Origin of the sequence: Arhodomonas sp. AD133, from assembly GCF_051195215.1 — a bacterium.
Classification (GTDB): domain Bacteria; phylum Pseudomonadota; class Gammaproteobacteria; order Nitrococcales; family Nitrococcaceae; genus Arhodomonas.
In genome coordinates, this window is the sequence record NZ_JBNAZM010000020.1 from 61,749 (window position 1) to 80,001 (window position 18,253).

Consider the following 18,253-nt stretch of genomic DNA (forward strand, 5'->3'; position numbering starts at 1 on the left):
CCGCTTTAACGCGTTGGGGTATACGTATATTATCGATAGACTCTGCGCCCGCCGCAGCGGCGGCCACCCAACGCCAACCACCGTATTGCGCATGGAAGAACAGGCCACACAAAGACAACAACCCGCAGAGGCAGGGGAGGATTCCGCGCCTGCCCGGCGTGGTGTCGGTCCCATCCGGGCGTGCGTGCGTGAGGCCCTGGAGGACTACTTCCGCCAGCTCGACGGCTATCACGGGGCGGGGCTTTACAAGATGGTGCTCACCGAGATGGAAGTGCCGTTGCTGGAGGTCGTCATGCGCGAGTGCGGCGGCAACCAGACGCGTGCCTCCGAGGTACTGGGCATCAATCGCGGTACCCTGCGCAAGAAGCTCCAGCACTACGGTCTGGACGATTGATCCCCCGGCCCGTTTCACCTCGGTTGCGGTGACGCGCCGCCGCCGGGCCGCGGCTTGCGGTGCCCTTCCGACAAACGGTGCCGGCTTTCCCGGCGCCGCACGCCCGGCGTTGCGCCCGGCCGTCCGCAGATCGCTGCCTCGTTCGCTATAATACGCGCCCCTTGAGGCAGCCACCGAAGGACACAGCCCGATGCCAGCAGCCGCAGAGCTCAGGCCGGTGCGCCGGGCGCTGATCAGCGTCTCGGACAAGACCGGCGTCGCCGATTTTGCGCGTGCACTCGCCGCGCGCGGGGTCGAGATCCTCTCTACGGGCGGCACTGCCCGCCTGCTTGCCGAGGCCGGCGTGCCGGTCATCGAGGTCTCGGACTTCACCGGCTTTCCCGAGATGATGGACGGGCGGGTGAAAACCCTCCATCCCAAAGTGCATGGTGGCTTGCTCGGACGGCGCGACGTGGACGATGGCGTCATGGCCGAACATGACATTCGCCCCATCGACGTGCTGGTGGTCAATCTGTACCCGTTCGAGCGCACCGTCGCCGCCGAGGATTGCAGCCTGGAGCAGGCGGTCGAGAACATCGATATCGGCGGCCCTGCGATGGTTCGCGCTGCGGCGAAGAATCACGATGGCGTCGCCGTGCTTACCGATGCCGGCGATTACCCGAGTCTGCTCGACGAGCTCGACGCCAACGACGGCCTCACGGCGGCCACGCGTTTCCGCCTGGCGGTGAAAGCATTCGAGCACACCGCCCGGTATGACGGCGCCATCGCCAACTATCTGGGTCGGCTGACCACCGGTGAGCCCCGGCCGGCGGCGTTCCCGGCAACGCTCAATCGCCAGTTCCATCGCGTTCAGACGATGCGCTATGGCGAGAACCCGCACCAGGGCGCCGCTTTCTACCGCGACCCGGCCGAGACCGAGGCGTCGGTGACCACGGCGCGTCAGCTCCAGGGCAAGGCCCTGTCGTATAACAACATCGCGGATACCGACGCGGCGCTCGAGTGCGTGCGTGACTTCGAGGCGCCGGCGTGCGTAATCGTCAAGCATGCCAACCCCTGCGGTGTCGCCGTCGGCGAAACTCTGGAACAGGCCTACGAGCGCGCTTTCGCCACCGATCCCACATCCGCGTTCGGCGGCATCATCGCTTTCAATCGTGAGCTGGACACCGCCGCCGCCCGAGCCATCGTGGATCGCCAGTTCGTGGAGGTGATCGTCGCGCCCGCGGTCGCCGACGGCGTCGCGGAGATCGTGGCGCGCAAGAAGAATATCCGCCTGCTCGTCTGTGGCGACCTGAATGCCGCCCCGGGGCGGCGCCTCGATTACAAACGCGTGCGCGGCGGGCTGCTGGTGCAGGACGCCGACGATTCCCTCCTGCCGGCGGGCGAGACGCCGCGTGTGGTCACCCGGCGCGCTCCGGACGCCGATGAGCACGACGATCTGCTGTTCGCCTGGCGCGTGGCGAAGTACGTCAAGTCCAACGCGATCGTCTATGGCCGTGACGGGCGAACCCTCGCGGTCGGCGCCGGCCAGATGAGCCGGGTGGACAGTGCCCGCATCGGCGTGCGCAAGGCAGCGGACGCCGGCCTGCCCCTGACCGGGGCGGCGCTGGCCTCGGACGCGTTCTTCCCGTTCCGCGACGGTATCGATCAGGCCGCCGAGGCGGGTGTACGGGCGATCATTCAGCCCGGTGGCTCGGTCCGGGACGATGAGGTCATCGCCGCCGCGGACGAGCATGGCATCGCCATGCTGTTCACGGGAATGCGCCACTTCCGCCACTGATTGGCCGAACGCAACGCGAAGGAGCGAAGCGATGAACGTACTCGTGATCGGCGGCGGTGGCCGCGAGCATGCCCTGGCGTGGAAGCTCGCTCAGTCACCCACCGTGGAAGCGGTCTACGTCGCCCCGGGTAATGCCGGCACGCGCTTGGAGTCCAAGGTGCAGAACGTTGCCATCGGCGTGGAGGACGTGGCCGCGCTGGTGGATTTTGCCCGTAACGCCGAGGTGGGGCTCACCGTGGTCGGGCCCGAGGTGCCCCTGACCATGGGCGTGGTCGATGCCTTCGAGGCCGCGGGGCTGCGGTGTTTCGGCCCCACCCGCGATGCGGCGGAGCTGGAGGGTTCCAAAGCGTTCGCCAAGGCGTTTCTCGCCCGCCACCATATCCCCACCGCGAGCTATCGTGCCTTCGACGACGTTGACGAGGCGCGCGATTACATTCGCGCCCACGGTGCTCCCGTGGTGGTGAAGGCCGACGGCCTCGCCGCCGGCAAGGGTGTTACCGTGGCCATGACCGTTGACGAGGCCGAGCAGGCGGCCGAGACCATGTTGAGCGGCCAGGCTTTCGGCGGTGCGGGAGACCGGATCGTCGTCGAGGATTTCCTCCAGGGGGAGGAGGCGAGCTTCATCGCGCTGGTGGACGGTGAGCACATTCTGCCGCTGGTTTCCAGTCAGGATCACAAGGCGCGCGACGAGGGCGATACCGGCCCCAATACTGGCGGCATGGGTGCTTATACGCCGGCGTCGGTGGTGGACGAAGCGGTGCATACGCGAATTCTCGAAGAGATCGTCCGTCCGACGGTCCGGGGGCTCGCGGCCGAAGGCCGCCGTTACACCGGGTTTCTCTACGCGGGCGTCATGATCGACCCGGAGGGGCGGCCACGGGTGCTGGAGTTCAACGTGCGTCTGGGCGATCCGGAAACCCAGCCCATCCTCATGCGTCTGCGCTCCGACCTGGTGGAATTGTGCAACGCCGCGCTGGACGGCCGTCTCGATCAGGTGTCCGTTGAGTGGGACCCCCGCGCCTGCCTCGGCGTGGTGATGGCCGCCGGCGGCTACCCGGGTGCCTATGGCAAGGGCGATCCCATCACGGGCCTGCCGACAGACGATGCGCCGGACGTGAAAGTGTTTCACGCCGGCACGGCCACGAACGATGCCGGTGAAGTGGTGACGATGGGCGGGCGCGTGCTGTGTGTCTGTGCTCTCGGCGATACCGTTGCCCAGGCGCAGCGCCGTGCCTATGAGCAGGCCGATCGGATTCACTGGGAAGGCGTTTACTACCGCCGGGACATTGGCCATCGCGCCCTCAGTCGCGAGCGGTAACGCGCCGGTGAGGACGCACCCGGCGGCTGGGTTGCAGCCGCCGGGTGTGCCGGTGCCGCCGGTTGGGCGAACTCCTGATGCCGCGGGCGCGACATGTGGTGCACTGCAGTATAGAGAGCTTGCACCTGCCACGGCAAGCACGCCGTGGTGCCGGGCAGTGGCCTCGGCGGCGGCTCAATGGGGGACGGGGCCGGTGGCGACCACGGCGCGGATTCCCGCGTTCCGGAAGCACGCCGGCGGCCCGGGCCGAACGGCAGCGCGTGCATGACGCCGCCTCTCTCCCGGCCACGGGCGACCCGGCAGGCGATCGTATTCACCAACGCAGCGGCCGGTCGTGCCCGCGAGGCGCTGGACGAAGGGCTTGCCGCGCTGGCGGACGCCGGGGTGGCGTATACGTGCCACTGGCCGGCGACGGCTGATGAGCTCCGCGCCGGTGTCACGCGGGCCCGCCGTGAGGCGGACGTCGTCGTCCTCGCCGGGGGAGACGGCACGGTCAACGCCGCGCTGCCGGCGCTGATGGGCACGGGCGCGCCCCTCGGTCTGCTGCCGCTGGGAACCGCCAACGATCTGGCACGCAGCCTCGGCCTGCCCATGGAACCGGCCGGTGCGGGAGCGGTGCTCGCCACGGGCCGCGTGCGTCAGGTGGATGTCGCGCGGGTCAATGCCCACCCGTTCGTGAACGTCGCCCACATCGGGCTCGGGGTGCAGGCCCGGGATGCGGCGCTGAATCCAACGGCCAAGCGTCGTTGGCGGGCCTTGAGCTATCCGTTGAGTCTGCTGCGGATGATCGGTCGTCTGCGTGCGTTTCGCGTCGAGGTCGTCGTCGACGGGCAACACTCGCGTATGCGGGCGTTGCACCTCGCCGTCGGCAACGGCCGATACTATGGCGGCGGCATCCCCGTGGACGTCGATGCCGACGTCGCCGACGGGCTCCTCGATGCCTATTGCGTGCCGCCACACGGCCCGGTAGGACTGGTCAGGGCGGCCTGGGACGTATGGCGTGGCGGTTCGCCCGGCAGTCCCGTGTGGCGGGAAACCGGGCGCGCGGTCGAGGTACGTACCCGCCGGCGGCGGCGTATCATTGCCGACGGGGAGCACGTGGCCTGGACGCCCGCGCGCTTCGAGGTGATCCCCGCGGCGCTCGCGGTCGTGGTGCAGCGGGACGGTGGAGGAAATGGCGAATGACTCTATGGCGCGATGAGGCTCTCGCGGCGGTCAACGAGGTGCTGACGCAGTGCGAATCCAATGCCCGTCATCATCGGTACTCGGCGGAAGTATTGGCGGCGCCGGCGTTAGCCGGTTCGCTGCAGCGCCTCGCCGCCGAGCGCGAGCGCATGGCCGAACAGCTCGCCTACCAGTTGCGTGCCCACGGCGATCTGCCGGACGCCTCCGATTCGGAGCTGGACAGCCTGCACGAGCTCGGTGATCGCCTGATGGCCCGTCTCGCCGCACGGGGTACCGCGGTGCTGCTGCGCGAGCGTGCCGAGGACGAGCGCCGGCTGGCGGCCGCCGCCCAGCTCGCCCTGGGTCATGCGGTACCGGGGGATGTGCGTCCCCAGCTCGAACATATCCGTGCCAGTGCCCAGCAGGCCGCGACACAGGTCGCCACGCTCGTCGACAGGGATGCGTGAGCTCAGGGAACGTGTTCGGTACCCGACGCGGGCAGACCCAGCCGGTATAGCAGGGGTTGCTGCGGCATCAGCAGGTCGGCAAGGGTGTAGCGGTCGAGGACATCCAGGAACGCCTGCAGCGCCTCGTCCAGGACACTCTGCAGTGTGCAGGCGCCGGTGAGCCGGCAGCGGTTCTCGGAGCCGAAACATTCCACCAGTTGCAGGTCGTTCTCCGTCTGACGGATGAGCGCGCCCAGCGCGACCTCCTCGGGGGGGCGGTTGAGTCGCATGCCGCCGTGCTTGCCCCGCAGCGTTTCGATGTAGCCTAAGCGGTTGAGCTCGTAGACCACCTTCATCAGGTGATTGCGGGAGATCTCATAACGCTCGGCGATCTCCCGTATGGTGGCGAGCTCGCCATCCTTGAGTCCGAGGTAGATGAGCACCCGCAGGCAATAGTCGCTGTAGAGCGTCAGTCGCATGGCCGTCTTCGGCGGTGTGGCATTCGCTGCAGTATGCCGCGTGCAGCGATTACCCGCTACCCGGTGGTGCCGTCATCGTGCCGGACGTGTGACGATGAACACGCTGACGCCTATCAGTACGGCGGTGACCGCTGCGCGCACCGTCACCGATGGAACGGTCATGATCATGATCACCCAGCTCCCGATGATGAGCACGATGGCCGTTCTCTTGGCCGCCGGTCGAATCGCGCGATTTCGGTGCCAGTCCTCCAGCGGTGGACCGAGACGGGGGTGTTCCCTAAGCCAGCGCTCCAGAGCCGGCGAGCCGCGGGAGGCCGCGTACGCGGCGAGCAACACGAACGGCGTCGTCGGCACCAGCGGGAGCGCCACGCCGATGCCGCCAAGCGCCACGCAGCCGACCGCGAGCGCCTGCCACGCTCGTCGTTGCCAGGCTCGGCCGGCAGGTTGGTTCGGATTCGCCGCCATGGTGTACAGGATAACGCCTCGCGGGCGTCGTTGCTCGTGCGTCGCCGAAAGCGCGAGCGAGTTGCACGGGCAACGTTGTGGCGGAGAGCCCGTGACGCGGCGGCGCATGTGTTTCGTATCCACGCGAATGCCGCCTTCCCTGGCGGCATTCGCGTACTGGCGTCACTCGAAATCGCCGCCCTTGAGAAACTGCAGGATACTGGAGAAATCCCGCTGGCCGTTGCCGTGGGTGCTGTGGGTGGTGTAGAGATTCCGCGCCACCGAGCCCAGCGGCGTGGCCGTGCCCGTGGCGGTGGCCATGTTCATGGCGAGCCCCAGGTCCTTGGCCATGAGGTCCACCATGAAGCCGGGCCGGTAGCCGTTCGACGCCGGCGCGCCCTCCATGACCCCCGGGTAGGGGTTGTACACCTGCAGCGCCCAGTTGCTGCCGGAGCTCGCTTTCATGACCTCCGAGAGCACCGCCGGATCGAGGCCGTGGGCCTCGGCCAGGTTGAGCGCCTCCGAGGTGCCGATCATGAGCACGGCGAGGAGCATGTTGTTGCACATCTTGCCGACCTGCCCGGCGCCGCTGGGGCCGGCGTGGAACACCGCCTTGCCCATGACCTCCAGCACCGGCCGGGCGTTTTCCACCGCCTGGGCGTCGCCGCCGCAGATGAACGTCAGCGTGCCCGCCTTCGCGCCGGCGACGCCGCCCGATACCGGGGCATCGACGAACGCTATGCCGCGCTCCCTGGCCGCCTCCGCCACCGCGCGTGCATCCTCGGCGGCGATGGTGGAGCAGTCCACCAGTAGCGTATCGTCGCTGACGTTATCCAGCAGGCCGCCGCCGTCCATGTAGACCGAGCGCACATGATGCCCGGCCGGCAGCATGGTGATCACCACTTCGGCGCCGGCGGCTGCGGCCACGGCCGAGTCCGCGCTCTTCGCACCGGCATCCGTGAGTGTGGCGACGGCTTCCGGAACGAGGTCGAATACGGTGACTTCATGGCCTGCCTGGAGCAGGTTGCCGGCCATGGGGCCACCCATGTTGCCGAGCCCGATGAATGCGATTCGGCTCATGACTCTCCTCCCCTCCGTGTAGGTTTCCGTATACGTAAACGAGTCTGGGCCGATGGCGTGAAAAAGAAAAGATCACGCAACGTCAATAGCCGGGCGCCGATGACGCGTTGTTGCGACAAGGGAAACGGCGCGTTGCGGCCGAGGGTGTTTCCGGCGCGCTCCCGAGCCCCCATATTTCCGGTTTCCATGACGTCATCCCGGAGACTCCCATGTCACACAACACTTCGAGCGCGTCTCGCCGGATCACGCGCGTCGTCCGCGGAATGCCGGCCAGTGACGGCGCAGGCGTGCGTCTGACCCGGATCATCGGCACACCGGAGCTCGACGCGGTGGACCCGTTCCTGATGCTCGACGAGTTCCGCTCCGACCAGGCGGACGACTATCTCGCCGGCTTCCCCGAGCATCCGCATCGCGGCTTCGAGACCGTGACCTACATGCTTGCCGGGCGCATGCGCCATCGCGACAACCAGGGCAACAGCGGTCTCCTGGGACCCGGCAGCGTGCAGTGGATGACTGCGGGGCGGGGGATCGTGCACTCCGAGATGCCGGAGCAGGCCGACGGGCTGATGTGGGGGTTTCAGCTGTGGGTCAACCTGCCGGCGGCGGAGAAGATGACCACCCCGCGCTATCTGGACATCGCCGCGGAGCGGATTGCCGCCGTGACGCCCGCCCCGGGGGTCACCGTGCGCGTGATTGCCGGGCGTGTGGACGATGCCGAAGGGCCGGTACGCGGCGTCGTGACCGACCCGGTCTATTTCGACGTGGCGTTCGAGCCGGGTGCCCAATGGTGCGCGAGCGTGCCTGACGGGCATGCGGGCTTCGTCTACGTCTTCGACGGTGCCATGGAGGTAGCCGCCGATGACGGGGCCCGGTCGGTGAGCCGTGGCGAGCTCGGCGTGCTGAGCGACGGGGCGGACGTCGCGCTCGCCAGCCGTGGTGGCGGTCGCTGCCTGTTGGTCGCCGGGCGCCCCCTTGGCGAGCCGGTCGCCCGCCACGGCCCGTTCGTGATGAACACCCGTGACGAGCTGATCCAGGCCGTCGAGGATTACCAGGCAGGCCGGTTCTGAGGCGGGTGCTGCGTTGCAGCAGTGCACGGCCGCAGTCGGCCTTCTATGGTTGCCACAGGTGGTGCGCCGATGACGGTACGCCGGTTTCGTGCCCACGTGCGCGGCGGGGAGGACCCTGGCGATGGAGATGGAGCAACGACGGGAGCTGCCCTTCGACCGGACCACCGTATGGGCGTCGCTCAATGATCCCGTGGTTCTGCGCACGTGTGTCCCCGGCTGCCAGGGCATGGAGCCGCTGGACGAAGGTAGTTACGAGGCGCTGGTCAGCACCAGGATCGGGCCGGTGAAGGCCCGCTTTCGAGGGCACATCTTCATCGAGAACGCGCGGCCGCCCGAGGCCTACCGGCTGCGCTTCGAGGGCCAGGGTGGCGCCGCCGGCTTCGCCAAGGGTGCGGCGGACGTGGCACTCGCGGAGACGGATACGGGCACGGAGCTGGGCTACCGGGTGGATGCCACGGTGGGTGGCAAGCTGGCCCAGGTGGGCTCGCGTATCGTGCTGGGCGCCGCGCGTAAGCTCGCTGACGAGTTCTTCGACAACTTCGAGGCCCATCTCCGTGGTGAATCGATCGAGCCCGCCACCGCCGGCGGGGTGTCCAGCGCGGGTGCCGTCGAGGAGCCGGCGGCCGCCGAGTCGCCGGAGTCCGCGCCGGTGAAGGGCGAGGCGCGGGCGGACGAGGATGCCCCGGCAGAGACCGCCGGCGAGAAGGGTGGCTGGCGTTTCTGGCGCCGGCGGAAGTAGCGGCGGGCTTGCGCTGCGTCGGGCACCGTCTACCTTCGGAGTACAGCTCTTCTCAGAGGCTTTGTCATGGCCGCGCGGATCGGCCGGCGCACGCGAACACCTCCGAGAAGCGTAGGAGACGGCGTCATCGCCCCGGCGAGGCGCCACGCAGCCAGGCAGAGGCGCCCCAGAAGCGTCGGCCGAGCCAGGAGGAGTCCCGCCCATGAAGGTTTCGCTCACCGTTAACGGCCAGGTGGTAACGCGGGATGTGGACCCGCGCACGACCCTGGTCGAGCTCCTGCGCAACCACCTTGCCCTGACCGGCACTCACGTCGGCTGTGACACCGGCCAGTGCGGTGCCTGCACGGTCCATCTCGACGGCCGGGCGGTGAAGGCCTGCAGCGTGCTGGCCGGACAGGCCGAGGGGGCCTCGGTCACCACCATCGAAGGGCTCTCCGACGGCGACGGCGGGTTGCATCCGATGCAGGCGGCGTTCCGTGAGTGCCACGGCCTGCAGTGTGGCTTCTGCACCCCGGGCATGGTCATGGCCGCGGTGGATCTGGTTCAGCGCCACCCCAGGCCCGACGAGACCACGGTCCGGGAGGGACTCGAGGGCAACTACTGCCGCTGCACCGGCTACCACAACATCGTGCGCGCCGTTTGCAGCGCCGCCGAGCGCATGGGGGGTGGTTGAGATGAGCCAGTCGAGTATCGGTGAGCCCGTTCTGCGTCGCGAGGACGAGCGCTTTCTCCGCGGGCAGGGCCATTACACGGACGATCTCCACTTTCCCGGCGAAACGCATGCCTGTTTCCTGCGTTCACCCCACGCCCACGCGCGCATCCGCGGCATCGACACCACCGCGGCGAAACGGGCGGAGGGTGTGCTCGCCGTCTACACCGGCGACGACCTGGCCGCCGACGGCGTCGGCGGTATCCCCTGCGGCTGGCAGATCACCGACATCAACGGCGAGCCCATGAAGGAGCCACTGCATCCGGCGCTCGCCCAGGGCAAGGTGCGCTACGTCGGCGATACCGTGGCCGTGGTCATCGCCGAAGGATTCTGGCAGGCGAAGGACGCCGCCGAGCTCATCGACGTGGATTACGAGCCGCTCGAAGCGGTCGTCTCGCCCACGCGGGCGCTCGCCGACGGTGCGCCCCGCGTCCACGACGAGCTCGCCGACAACTGCTGTTACGTCTGGGAGATCGGCGACCGGGGCGCGGTGGACAGTGCCTTCGAGAGCGCTCACCACGTGACCACCGTGGCGCTCACGAACAACCGCCTGATCCCCAACGCCATAGAGCCTCGGGCGGCGATCGCCATGTACTCGCCCGGCGAGGCGCGCTACACGCTCTACACCACCAGCCAGAACCCCCATGTCACGCGGTTACTGATGAGTGCCTTCGTTCTCAACGTGCCCGAGCACAAGGTGCGGGTGGTGGCGCCGGACGTGGGCGGAGGCTTCGGCTCGAAGATCTTCCATTACGCCGAGGAGGCGGTGCTGACCTGGGCGAGCCACAAGGTGGGCCGGCCCGTGCGCTGGACCGCGGAACGCTCGGAGTCGTTCACCAGCGACGCCCATGGGCGCGATCACGTCACCCGCGCGGAGATGGCGCTGGACGAGCAGGGCAATTTCCTCGCCATGCGAACCCGCACGACGGCGAATCTGGGCGCCTACCTGTCCACCTTCGCCCCGAGCGTGCCCACGATCCTCTATGCGACGCTGTTGGCGGGTCAGTACCGCACGCCGCAGATTCACTGCGAGGTCACCGCGGCGTTCAGCAATACCGCTCCCGTGGATGCCTACCGCGGCGCCGGTCGGCCCGAAGCCACCTACGTCGTGGAGCGTTTGGTCAGCGCCTGCGCCCGGGAGATGGGGATCGATCAGGCCGAGATCCGCCGTCGCAACTTCATTCCCACCGATGCCTTCCCTTACCAGACACCGGTGGCCCTCAACTACGATGTGGGCGACTACGAGGCGACCCTGGATGCGGCCATGGCGCTCGCCGACGTGGCCGGCTTCGAGCAGCGCCGGGCCGAGGCGAAGACCCGCGGGCGCCATCGTGGCATCGGCTATTCCACCTACATCGAGGCCTGTGGCCTCGCCCCGTCCAACATCGCCGGCGCCCTGGGGGCGCGGGCAGGGCTGTTCGAGGCCGGCGAGGTGCGTCTGCACCCCACCGGCAAGGTGACCGTGTTCACCGGCTCACACAGCCACGGTCAGGGCCACGAGACCACGTTCGCGCAGGTCGTCGCCGATCGCCTGGGGCTGGCGATCGACGACGTGGAGATCGTCCACGGCGATACCGACCGCGTGCCCTTCGGCATGGGAACGTACGGTTCGCGCTCCCTGGCGGTCGGCGGCTCGGCGATCATGCGCGCGCTCGACAAGGTCATCGACAAAAGCCGCAAGATCGCCGCACACATGCTGGAGGTGGATGTCGCCGACGTGGAATACGATGATCACGGCACCTTCCGCGTGGCGGGCACCGACAAGACCCTGTCCATGCCCGAGGTGGCCTTCTCCGCCTACGTCCCCCACAACTATCCACTGGAGACGCTGGAGCCGGGGCTCGACGAGACGGCATTCTACGACCCCACCAACTTCACCTACCCCGCGGGCAGCCACATCTGCGAGGTGGAGGTGGATCCCGACACCGGGCGCGTGGAGATCGTGAACTTCACGGCCGTGGACGACTTCGGCAACGTCATCAACCCCATGATCGTCGAGGGCCAGGTTCACGGCGGCGTCGCCCAGGGGATCGGCCAGGCGTTGCTGGAGGGCTGCGTCTACGACGAGGACAGTGGCCAGCTCATCACCGGCAGCTACATGGACTACACCCTGCCGCGGGCCGATGACCTCCCCAGCTTCCGGGTGGATACCCGCAACACACCGTGTACGCACAACGCGCTGGGCGTGAAGGGTTGCGGTGAGGCCGGGGCCATCGGTGCGCCCGCGGCAGTGGTGAACGCGGTGATCGACGCGCTCGCGCCACTCGGGGTGAACGATATCGCCATGCCCCTTACGCCCGTGCGTGTATGGCAGTCGATCCGGCAGTCCGCCTGAGCGAGGAGCACACGATGTACGCGTTCGAGTTTCACCGCGCCCATGACATCGACGATGCCCTCCAGCGCATCGCCGCCGATGAGGAGGCCCTGTTCCTCGCGGGCGGACAGACGTTACTGCAAAGCCTGCGTCAGCGCCTCGCCATGCCTTCGGCACTGGTCGATCTGGGCGGGCTGAAGGCGCTCACCGGCATCGAGCGCGACGGTGACGAAATCGACGTGGGGGCCATGGCGCGGCACGCCGAGGTGGCCGCATCCGCCACCGTGCGGGACAGCATCCCTGCGCTCGCCACTCTCGCCGGCGGCATTGGCGATCACCAGGTCCGAAATATGGGGACCCTCGGCGGATCCATCGCCAACAACGACCCCGCCGCCGACTATCCCGCGGGGGTGCTCGGGCTCGGCGCCACGGTGGTCACCACCCGTCGCGAGATTCCCGCGGACGACTTTTTCACCGGCATGTTCGAAACGGCGCTGGAGGGTGACGAGCTCATCCTGGGCGTGCGATTTCCCGTGCCCGGGCGGGCCGGCTATGTGAAGTTCCCGCAGCCGGCGTCACGCTATGCGCTCGTCAGCGTCATGGTGGCGCAGCGCGGCGACGAGGTGCGGGTCGCCGCCGCCGGTGCAGGCCCTTGTGTGTTTCGGGTGCCGGAAATGGAACAGGCCCTGGCGGCGGACTTCCGCCCCGAGGCGCTGGACGGCATCGCCGTCGACCCCGCCGGCCTCAACGAGGACCTCCACGGCACCGCCGAGTACCGGGCGCATCTCGTCGGGGTGATCGCGAAGCGCGCCGTGGCCGAGGCGGTGAGTTCGTGAAAGAGGAAAGTTTCAAGTAGCACGTTCAAAGCGGGGCAGGCACGGCCGTGCCGAACGGGCGAGGTGCCCGTTCCGGGGTTCGGGTTTCGCGTTCCGCGTCCCGCGTCCGTGAAGCGCCCGCCCAACGTCGAAGCGGACACTTGCGTCTCGAAACTTTCGACTTTTTGCTGACCACCCGAAACCCGAAACCCGAAACCCGAAACCCGAAACCCGAAACCCGAAACCCGAAACCCGAAACCCGAAACCCGAGACGATCCCCGATGGCGAACCGCCACGACTCGCCCGATTCCATCGACGCCGTCCAGTCCCTCATGGAGGCCGGCGACTACATCGCCGACCGGCGTCTGGCGACCGCCGTGTTCCTGGCGCTGCGTCTCGGGCGTCCCCTGTTTCTCGAAGGCGAGGCCGGCACCGGCAAGACCGAGGTGGCGCGGGTGCTGGCCGACCGGCTCGGCCGGCGGTTGCTGCGGCTGCAGTGCTACGAGGGCCTCGACATGGCCTCGGCGGTCTACGAGTGGAACTATCAGCGCCAGATGGTGGAAATCCGCCTCGCCGAGGCGGGGGGCGTGGTGGATCGCGAGCGGCTCGCCGAGGACATCTTCGACGAGCGCTTTCTCATTCGCCGGCCGCTGCTGCAGGCCCTGGAGCCGGCGCCGGGCGGGTCGCCGGTGCTGCTCATCGACGAGCTTGATCGTACCGACGAGCCCTTCGAGGCGTTCCTCCTGGAAGTGCTATCGGACTATCAGGTGAGTATTCCCGAGATCGGGCCGGTGCGCGCCGAACGCCCGCCGGTGGTGATCATCACCTCCAACCGCACGCGCGAGATCCACGATGCCGTCAAGCGCCGCTGTCTGTACCACTGGGTCGACTACCCGGACGCCCGGCGCGAGCTGACCATCGTCCGCCGCCGGGCACCGGAGGCCGCGGAGCGGCTGAGCGCCCAGGTGGTCGCCTTCGTCCAGCGCCTGCGCGAGATGCCGCTTTACAAGCTCCCCGGCGTTGCCGAAGCCATCGACTGGAGCCAGGCGCTCGCGGCGCTCGACCGCGTGAGCCTGGACCCCGACGTGGTTAGCGAGACGCTGGGCGCCGTACTCAAGTACCAGGAGGACCTCGAGCGCCTCGACGCCCGGGAAATCGAGACACTGCTCGAGCAGATCAACGCGGAACTCGCCGATGCCCATCACGGCTGAGGGCCACGGGCGGCTCGCCGAGAACGTGGTGCACTTCGTGCGCCTGCTGCGCGCGAGCGGGTTCGCCCTCGGCCCGGAGCGCAGCCTGGATGCCCTGGCCGCGTTGGAGGCGGTAGGGCCGTCGGATCGCACCGCCGTTCATGCCGCGCTGGCCGCTGTGCTGGTGCGGGACCGGCGCGAGCAGCCGCTGTTCGACCAGGCCTTCGCGCTGTTCTGGCGGCATCCGCGCCTCACCCAGCGCGCCCTGAAGCGTCTCGCCGAGCGCGCGGCAGGCGGCGGTGTCGACGCGCCGGGGCGAACGCCGCCGCGGCGGCTGGCGGATGCCCTCGCCACGGGCGCGACGCCGTCGGATCCGCAGACCCGCGAGGACGACACCACCGAGGCGTGGAGTACGCTCACCTGGAGTGACGAGGAACGCCTGCGCCACCAGGACTTCGAGACCATGAGCGCCGCTGAGCTAGCCGCCGCCCACCGTGCCATCGCCCGCATGCCACCGCCGGTTCCGGCGCGCCCGACGCGCCGTCTGCGTCCCCATCGTCGCGGCGCCTTGCCGGATCCGCGGGCAAGCCTCCGCGCGAGCCTGCGCAGCGGCGCACCGGGGATCGAGCTGCGCTTCCGCCAGCGCGTCCGCCGTGATCCGCCGCTGGTAGTACTGTGTGACATTTCCGGCTCCATGAGCCAGTACACGCGCACCTTTCTCCATTTCCTGCACGCGCTCATGCAACACCGCGAGCGCGTGGAGGTGCTGCTGTTCGGGACACGTCTGACACGCGTCACCCGTTTGCTGGCGAGCCGCGACGTGGACGAGGCGCTCGCCGCAGCCGGCCGGGCGGCCCCCGACTGGTCCGGCGGCACCCGCATCGGGGAGACGCTCGGCGCGTTCAACCGGCAGTGGGCGCGGCGGCTCATGGGGCAGGGCGCAGCCGTGGTGCTCCTCACCGACGGTCTCGATCGCGATGCCGGCGCGCAGCTCGCCCAGGAAGCCGCGCGCCTGCATCGGCTTGCCCGGCGGGTGATCTGGGTGAATCCGCTGTTGCGCTGGTCGGGTTTCGAGGCGCGTGCGGCGGGGGTGCGCGGATTGCTGCCCCAAGTGGACGAGTTCCGGCCGGTGCATAATCTCTTCAGTCTCGAGCAACTGGCCCGTGCGCTTGGCGGAGGACATGGCGAAGGCGAACGCGACGACCTGCGGGCTGCTGCTCGCCGGGGGAGAAGGGAGGCGCTTCGGCGGTGACAAGCTCATGGCAACGCTGGTTGACGGCACGCCGGTAGCCGTGGCCACCGCGCGGCGGCTGATCGCCGGCGTCGGTCGGGTGCTCGCCGTCACCCGCCCCGGCCGCGGGGCCCTGGTGGCGGCGCTTCAAGAGGCCGGCTGCGAGGTCCTGGAGACAGCCGACTGCGAACGTGGCATGGGCGCGAGCATCGCCGCGGGGGTACGCGCCAGCCCGGACGCCGGCGGTTGGTTGATACTGCCCGCGGATATGCCAACGGTATCAGTGTCGACAATTACTGTAGTCAACGACTGCGTCGTACATGGTAGTCTGATCACACGGCCGGTGTATGACGGCCGGCCCGGGCATCCCGTGGGGTTTCACGCCTCACTGGGAACCGAGCTTGGCCGGCTCGACGGGGATACCGGCGCGCGCGGCATCGTCGCGCGGCATCGACAGGCAATGACGACCGTCGCCGTCGTGGACCCGGGCATACACACGGACGTCGACACGCCAGGCGATCTCGCGCGGCTGACGGCGGGAGGAGAGTGATCGTGACGCAAGACTGGCTGGAGGTTCTCCGAAACCTGCGTGAACGGCGCCAGGCCCATGCACTGGCCACGGTGATCGAGACGCAAGGCAGCGCTTCCGCCAAGACCGGCTCCAAGGCCGTCATCGACACCGACGGCCGGCTCGTTCACGGCTGGGTCGGGGGCGGCTGCGCCGAGTCCACGGTCTGCCAGGCCGCGCTCGCCGCCATGCGCGAGGGCGAAGGCCGGATCGTGGAGATCGACCTGAACGACGAGGTGCTGGGGGTGGGCATGCCGTGCGGCGGTCATATGCGTGTTTTCGTGGAGCCGGAGCTGCCGCGCCCGGTGCTCTGGATCATGGGGCACGGCCGGGTGGCCGAGACCCTGTGCGCGGTCGGCGACCAGGTCGGCCTCGCCGTGCGCGTGAGCGACGCCACCGTCACCCGGGACCGTTACCCCGCCGCCGACGAGCTCATCACCGACGACCCCGGCTACGACCGGCTGCAGCCAGCGGGAGAGGACTTCGTCGTCATCGCCACCCAGCACAAGGGCGATCACCTCTCACTGGATCGCGCGCTGGAATCGTCCGCGCGCTACATCGCCCTCATCGCCAGCCGCAAGCGCGCCGCCCTGGTGCTCGACTACCTCCGCGAACGCGGCCGCGACGACGCCGCCATCGCCCGCGTACGCTCCCCGGCCGGCATCGACATCGGCGCCCGCACCCCCGAGGAAATCGCCCTCAGCGTCATCGCCGAAATCGTACAGGTCCGCCGCGGCGGCAGCGGTGCGCCGCTGGCGGAGCCGACGGGGGAGACACCAAAGGAAGAGCCCACCGCCGCCGGTAGTGGTTCGCGCGCTGGCGGAACGTGATTGCGCACCCAGGAGCGAACTCCCAGGTGCGAGTTGAAAGTGGCAAGTGTCAAGTTTCAAGTGGTGCGAGGCGGCCTCGGTGCAATGCGCCGGACCGCCGGGGCACGGCGACTCGTGGCGCCTGAAACTCGAAATTCGGAACCCGGATCCCGCAGCAGTCGTAGGTCGGCGAGCGCGCAGCGCTGGCCGACAGGCCGGGGGCGGTTGGGTCGATTGCTAAAGGCAGTCGCCGGGCTGGTCGTTAATCCGCTCCATTACCATCCGTTATGCAAATGCGTAGAGGCCGCCAACGCTCTACGCAGGGCAATGGCAGGGGCGGAGCGTGAAAGCTCAAGCGTTCGACGGTTTCATCCAGACGCCGGGTGATGCTCCAGGTTACCAAGCGGTCGCCTGGGTAGTGGGCGCGTATGACAATGCGTTGGTCGGTATCGAGGACAATCTCGGCGTCGGTAGCGGGTTGCGCGGGCCTTTGTAGCGCCCACGCCCACGCCCACGGCACTTGCTCCGGTTCCGACACCGCTGTCCGCGCGAGATCGTCGGCATCAAATCCGATACCTGCGTCTTGGCTGCGGGTAATAGCGGCCGAATCGAGCCGTGGCGGCTGGGTAGCGGTGACGTAATATCGGGCGACGGCCCGGGTGTCGTCGACATAATGCGCCCGCCATTCAGCCATCCAGGGACGTGATGGCATGATGCCTATCGCCTTTGGCGCGGAGTCGACGCGAAACGCGAATGACCGGCGAGGCACCGCGATGCGCACCTCCCAGGGGGCGTGGCCGGCCTGCAGCACCTGGTGCCAGCGCTCGACTGCTCGCTGGACCTGCTCAGGAGGCGGCAACAGGCGCGCCGGTGCCGGAAACAGAAAGGGACCTAGCACGATCCCGAGCACCCAGCCGGCGGCAAAGCTCCACGCCGTGCCGGCGCCCGAACGCTGGCGGCAGAACCGGTACACTACACCGAGAACGGATACCGCCAGTAGCGTCGCAAGGCTGTTGCGGACGGCGACGAAGTCCACAACATAGGCGCCGAAGCCTTCGCCCCGTTCCGCCCACCAGTAGAAGGCGGCAAGACCGATTAGCAGCCCGGTGCTCAATGAAAAGAGAAGAAGGCAGCGCGATTGCCGCCTTCTTGATCGGAGGAGCCTCACGTTTGCTTTTTCCGAGGGCTAACGCTGCTCCCGGAGCGCCGCTTGAACCTCATCCGCCAAAGACAACAACCTGTCGGCGACGTCATGGGGAATTACCCTGCCGCGAAGCACCCTTACGTGCATGGAGAACTTGGCCATATTGAACTGGGCGGTAATGAATGCACCACGGTCGATAGCGGCCCGCACAGCTCGAAGCCGGACTCCGAGGGCGGTGCGAATACCCCATGAGATAGGGGCCTCTTCGACTTCCCGTTGGAGTTTCGCCAACAGCCCCGACAGATCGGCTTCGCATTCCACGAACTCACGGCAACTGTACGCTCGTGTGTTTCCGAGCCTCTCGGAGAAGGCTGTGGCGCGCGAGTTGAAATTGGGATAAATCAATGCGTTACCAATTCGGTAGGTGTCGGGTCCCCGACGATTGCATAGACCCGTCACGATATGCATTATGGATGGGTCGCGAGGTTATGCATGCGTTGATTGAAGGCGTCGGGGGAGAAGCCGGGTGAACATTCGACTGCACAAAAACGCCACGACCACGCCG

18 protein-coding genes are annotated in these 18,253 nt (G+C 68.3%); 14 read left to right on the top strand and 4 right to left on the bottom strand.

Annotated elements, in window-relative coordinates; translation table 11 throughout:
* The first annotated feature begins 91 nt into the window (after window positions 1-91).
* The 5 genes from fis to ACPEES_RS12700 all read left to right on the top strand — a co-directional run bounded on the left by fis (window position 92) and on the right by ACPEES_RS12700 (window position 5,120).
* A complete protein-coding gene (gene fis, locus ACPEES_RS12680; RefSeq protein ID WP_435103864.1) occupies window positions 92-394 on the top strand; it encodes a DNA-binding transcriptional regulator Fis in 303 nt (100 codons plus the stop codon).
* A 190-nt stretch (window positions 395-584) separates the two neighbouring features.
* Window positions 585-2,171, top strand: coding sequence for a bifunctional phosphoribosylaminoimidazolecarboxamide formyltransferase/IMP cyclohydrolase (gene purH, locus ACPEES_RS12685; protein WP_435103865.1), 1,587 nt, complete (start codon window positions 585-587; stop codon window positions 2,169-2,171).
* A gap of 31 nt (window positions 2,172-2,202) precedes the next feature.
* Window positions 2,203-3,489 carry a phosphoribosylamine--glycine ligase gene (gene purD, locus ACPEES_RS12690; protein ID WP_435103866.1) on the top strand — a complete coding sequence of 429 codons (1,287 nt, stop codon included), beginning with the start codon at window positions 2,203-2,205 and terminating at the stop codon, window positions 3,487-3,489.
* Between the two features lie 264 nt (window positions 3,490-3,753).
* Complete coding sequence (locus ACPEES_RS12695; protein ID WP_435103867.1) at window positions 3,754-4,674, top strand: YegS/Rv2252/BmrU family lipid kinase; 921 nt, start codon at window positions 3,754-3,756, stop codon at window positions 4,672-4,674.
* Window positions 4,671-5,120 carry a hypothetical protein gene (locus ACPEES_RS12700; RefSeq protein ID WP_435103868.1) on the top strand — a complete coding sequence of 150 codons (450 nt, stop codon included), beginning with the start codon at window positions 4,671-4,673 and terminating at the stop codon, window positions 5,118-5,120. The genes ACPEES_RS12695 and ACPEES_RS12700 overlap by 4 nt, the downstream gene beginning before the upstream one ends.
* A 2-nt stretch (window positions 5,121-5,122) precedes the next feature.
* Here the strand turns inward: ACPEES_RS12700 and ACPEES_RS12705 are convergent, their stop codons facing one another.
* From ACPEES_RS12705 to mmsB, 3 genes are all read right to left on the bottom strand, one after another.
* Window positions 5,123-5,578, bottom strand: a complete 456-nt coding sequence (locus ACPEES_RS12705) for an Rrf2 family transcriptional regulator (protein WP_435103869.1) — start codon at window positions 5,576-5,578, stop codon at window positions 5,123-5,125.
* A gap of 72 nt (window positions 5,579-5,650) precedes the next feature.
* Complete coding sequence (locus tag ACPEES_RS12710) at window positions 5,651-6,043, bottom strand: YbaN family protein (protein WP_435103870.1); 393 nt, start codon at window positions 6,041-6,043, stop codon at window positions 5,651-5,653.
* Window positions 6,044-6,205: 162 nt separating this feature from the next.
* Complete coding sequence (gene mmsB / locus ACPEES_RS12715) at window positions 6,206-7,102, bottom strand: 3-hydroxyisobutyrate dehydrogenase (RefSeq protein ID WP_435103871.1); 897 nt, start codon at window positions 7,100-7,102, stop codon at window positions 6,206-6,208.
* A 209-nt stretch (window positions 7,103-7,311) separates the two neighbouring features.
* Between mmsB and ACPEES_RS12720 the strand changes: the two genes are divergently transcribed.
* The 9 genes from ACPEES_RS12720 (at window position 7,312) to ACPEES_RS12760 (ending at window position 16,565) form a co-directional block, all read left to right on the top strand.
* A complete protein-coding gene (locus ACPEES_RS12720; protein ID WP_435103872.1) occupies window positions 7,312-8,169 on the top strand; it encodes a pirin family protein in 858 nt (285 codons plus the stop codon).
* A 121-nt stretch (window positions 8,170-8,290) separates the two neighbouring features.
* On the top strand, window positions 8,291-8,908 hold the full coding sequence (locus ACPEES_RS12725) for a CoxG family protein (RefSeq protein ID WP_435103873.1): 618 nt from the start codon (window positions 8,291-8,293) through the stop codon (window positions 8,906-8,908).
* 202 nt (window positions 8,909-9,110) lie between these two features.
* Window positions 9,111-9,581 (top strand): (2Fe-2S)-binding protein, encoded by a 471-nt coding sequence (locus tag ACPEES_RS12730; RefSeq protein ID WP_435103874.1) that lies wholly within the window; start codon window positions 9,111-9,113, stop codon window positions 9,579-9,581.
* 1 nt (window position 9,582) lies between these two features.
* A complete protein-coding gene (locus ACPEES_RS12735) occupies window positions 9,583-11,952 on the top strand; it encodes a xanthine dehydrogenase family protein molybdopterin-binding subunit (protein WP_435103875.1) in 2,370 nt (789 codons plus the stop codon).
* A 14-nt stretch (window positions 11,953-11,966) separates the two neighbouring features.
* Complete coding sequence (locus ACPEES_RS12740; protein ID WP_435103876.1) at window positions 11,967-12,767, top strand: FAD binding domain-containing protein; 801 nt, start codon at window positions 11,967-11,969, stop codon at window positions 12,765-12,767.
* Between the two features lie 260 nt (window positions 12,768-13,027).
* Window positions 13,028-13,957: an AAA family ATPase gene (locus ACPEES_RS12745; protein WP_435103877.1), complete on the top strand. Its 930-nt coding sequence runs from the start codon at window positions 13,028-13,030 to the stop codon at window positions 13,955-13,957.
* Window positions 13,941-15,188: a vWA domain-containing protein gene (locus tag ACPEES_RS12750; protein ID WP_435103878.1), complete on the top strand. Its 1,248-nt coding sequence runs from the start codon at window positions 13,941-13,943 to the stop codon at window positions 15,186-15,188. The genes ACPEES_RS12745 and ACPEES_RS12750 overlap by 17 nt, the downstream gene beginning before the upstream one ends.
* Window positions 15,118-15,717, top strand: a complete 600-nt coding sequence (locus ACPEES_RS12755) for a nucleotidyltransferase family protein (RefSeq protein WP_435103879.1) — start codon at window positions 15,118-15,120, stop codon at window positions 15,715-15,717. Before ACPEES_RS12750 ends, ACPEES_RS12755 begins: the two co-directional genes overlap by 71 nt.
* A gap of 2 nt (window positions 15,718-15,719) precedes the next feature.
* Entirely contained in the window at window positions 15,720-16,565 is an 846-nt protein-coding gene (locus ACPEES_RS12760) for an XdhC family protein (RefSeq protein ID WP_435103880.1), read from the top strand.
* 241 nt (window positions 16,566-16,806) lie between these two features.
* Here ACPEES_RS12760 and ACPEES_RS12765 read toward each other — a convergent pair whose 3' ends face one another.
* Window positions 16,807-17,712 (bottom strand): hypothetical protein, encoded by a 906-nt coding sequence (locus tag ACPEES_RS12765; RefSeq protein ID WP_435103881.1) that lies wholly within the window; start codon window positions 17,710-17,712, stop codon window positions 16,807-16,809.
* Between the last annotated feature and the right edge of the window lie 541 nt (window positions 17,713-18,253).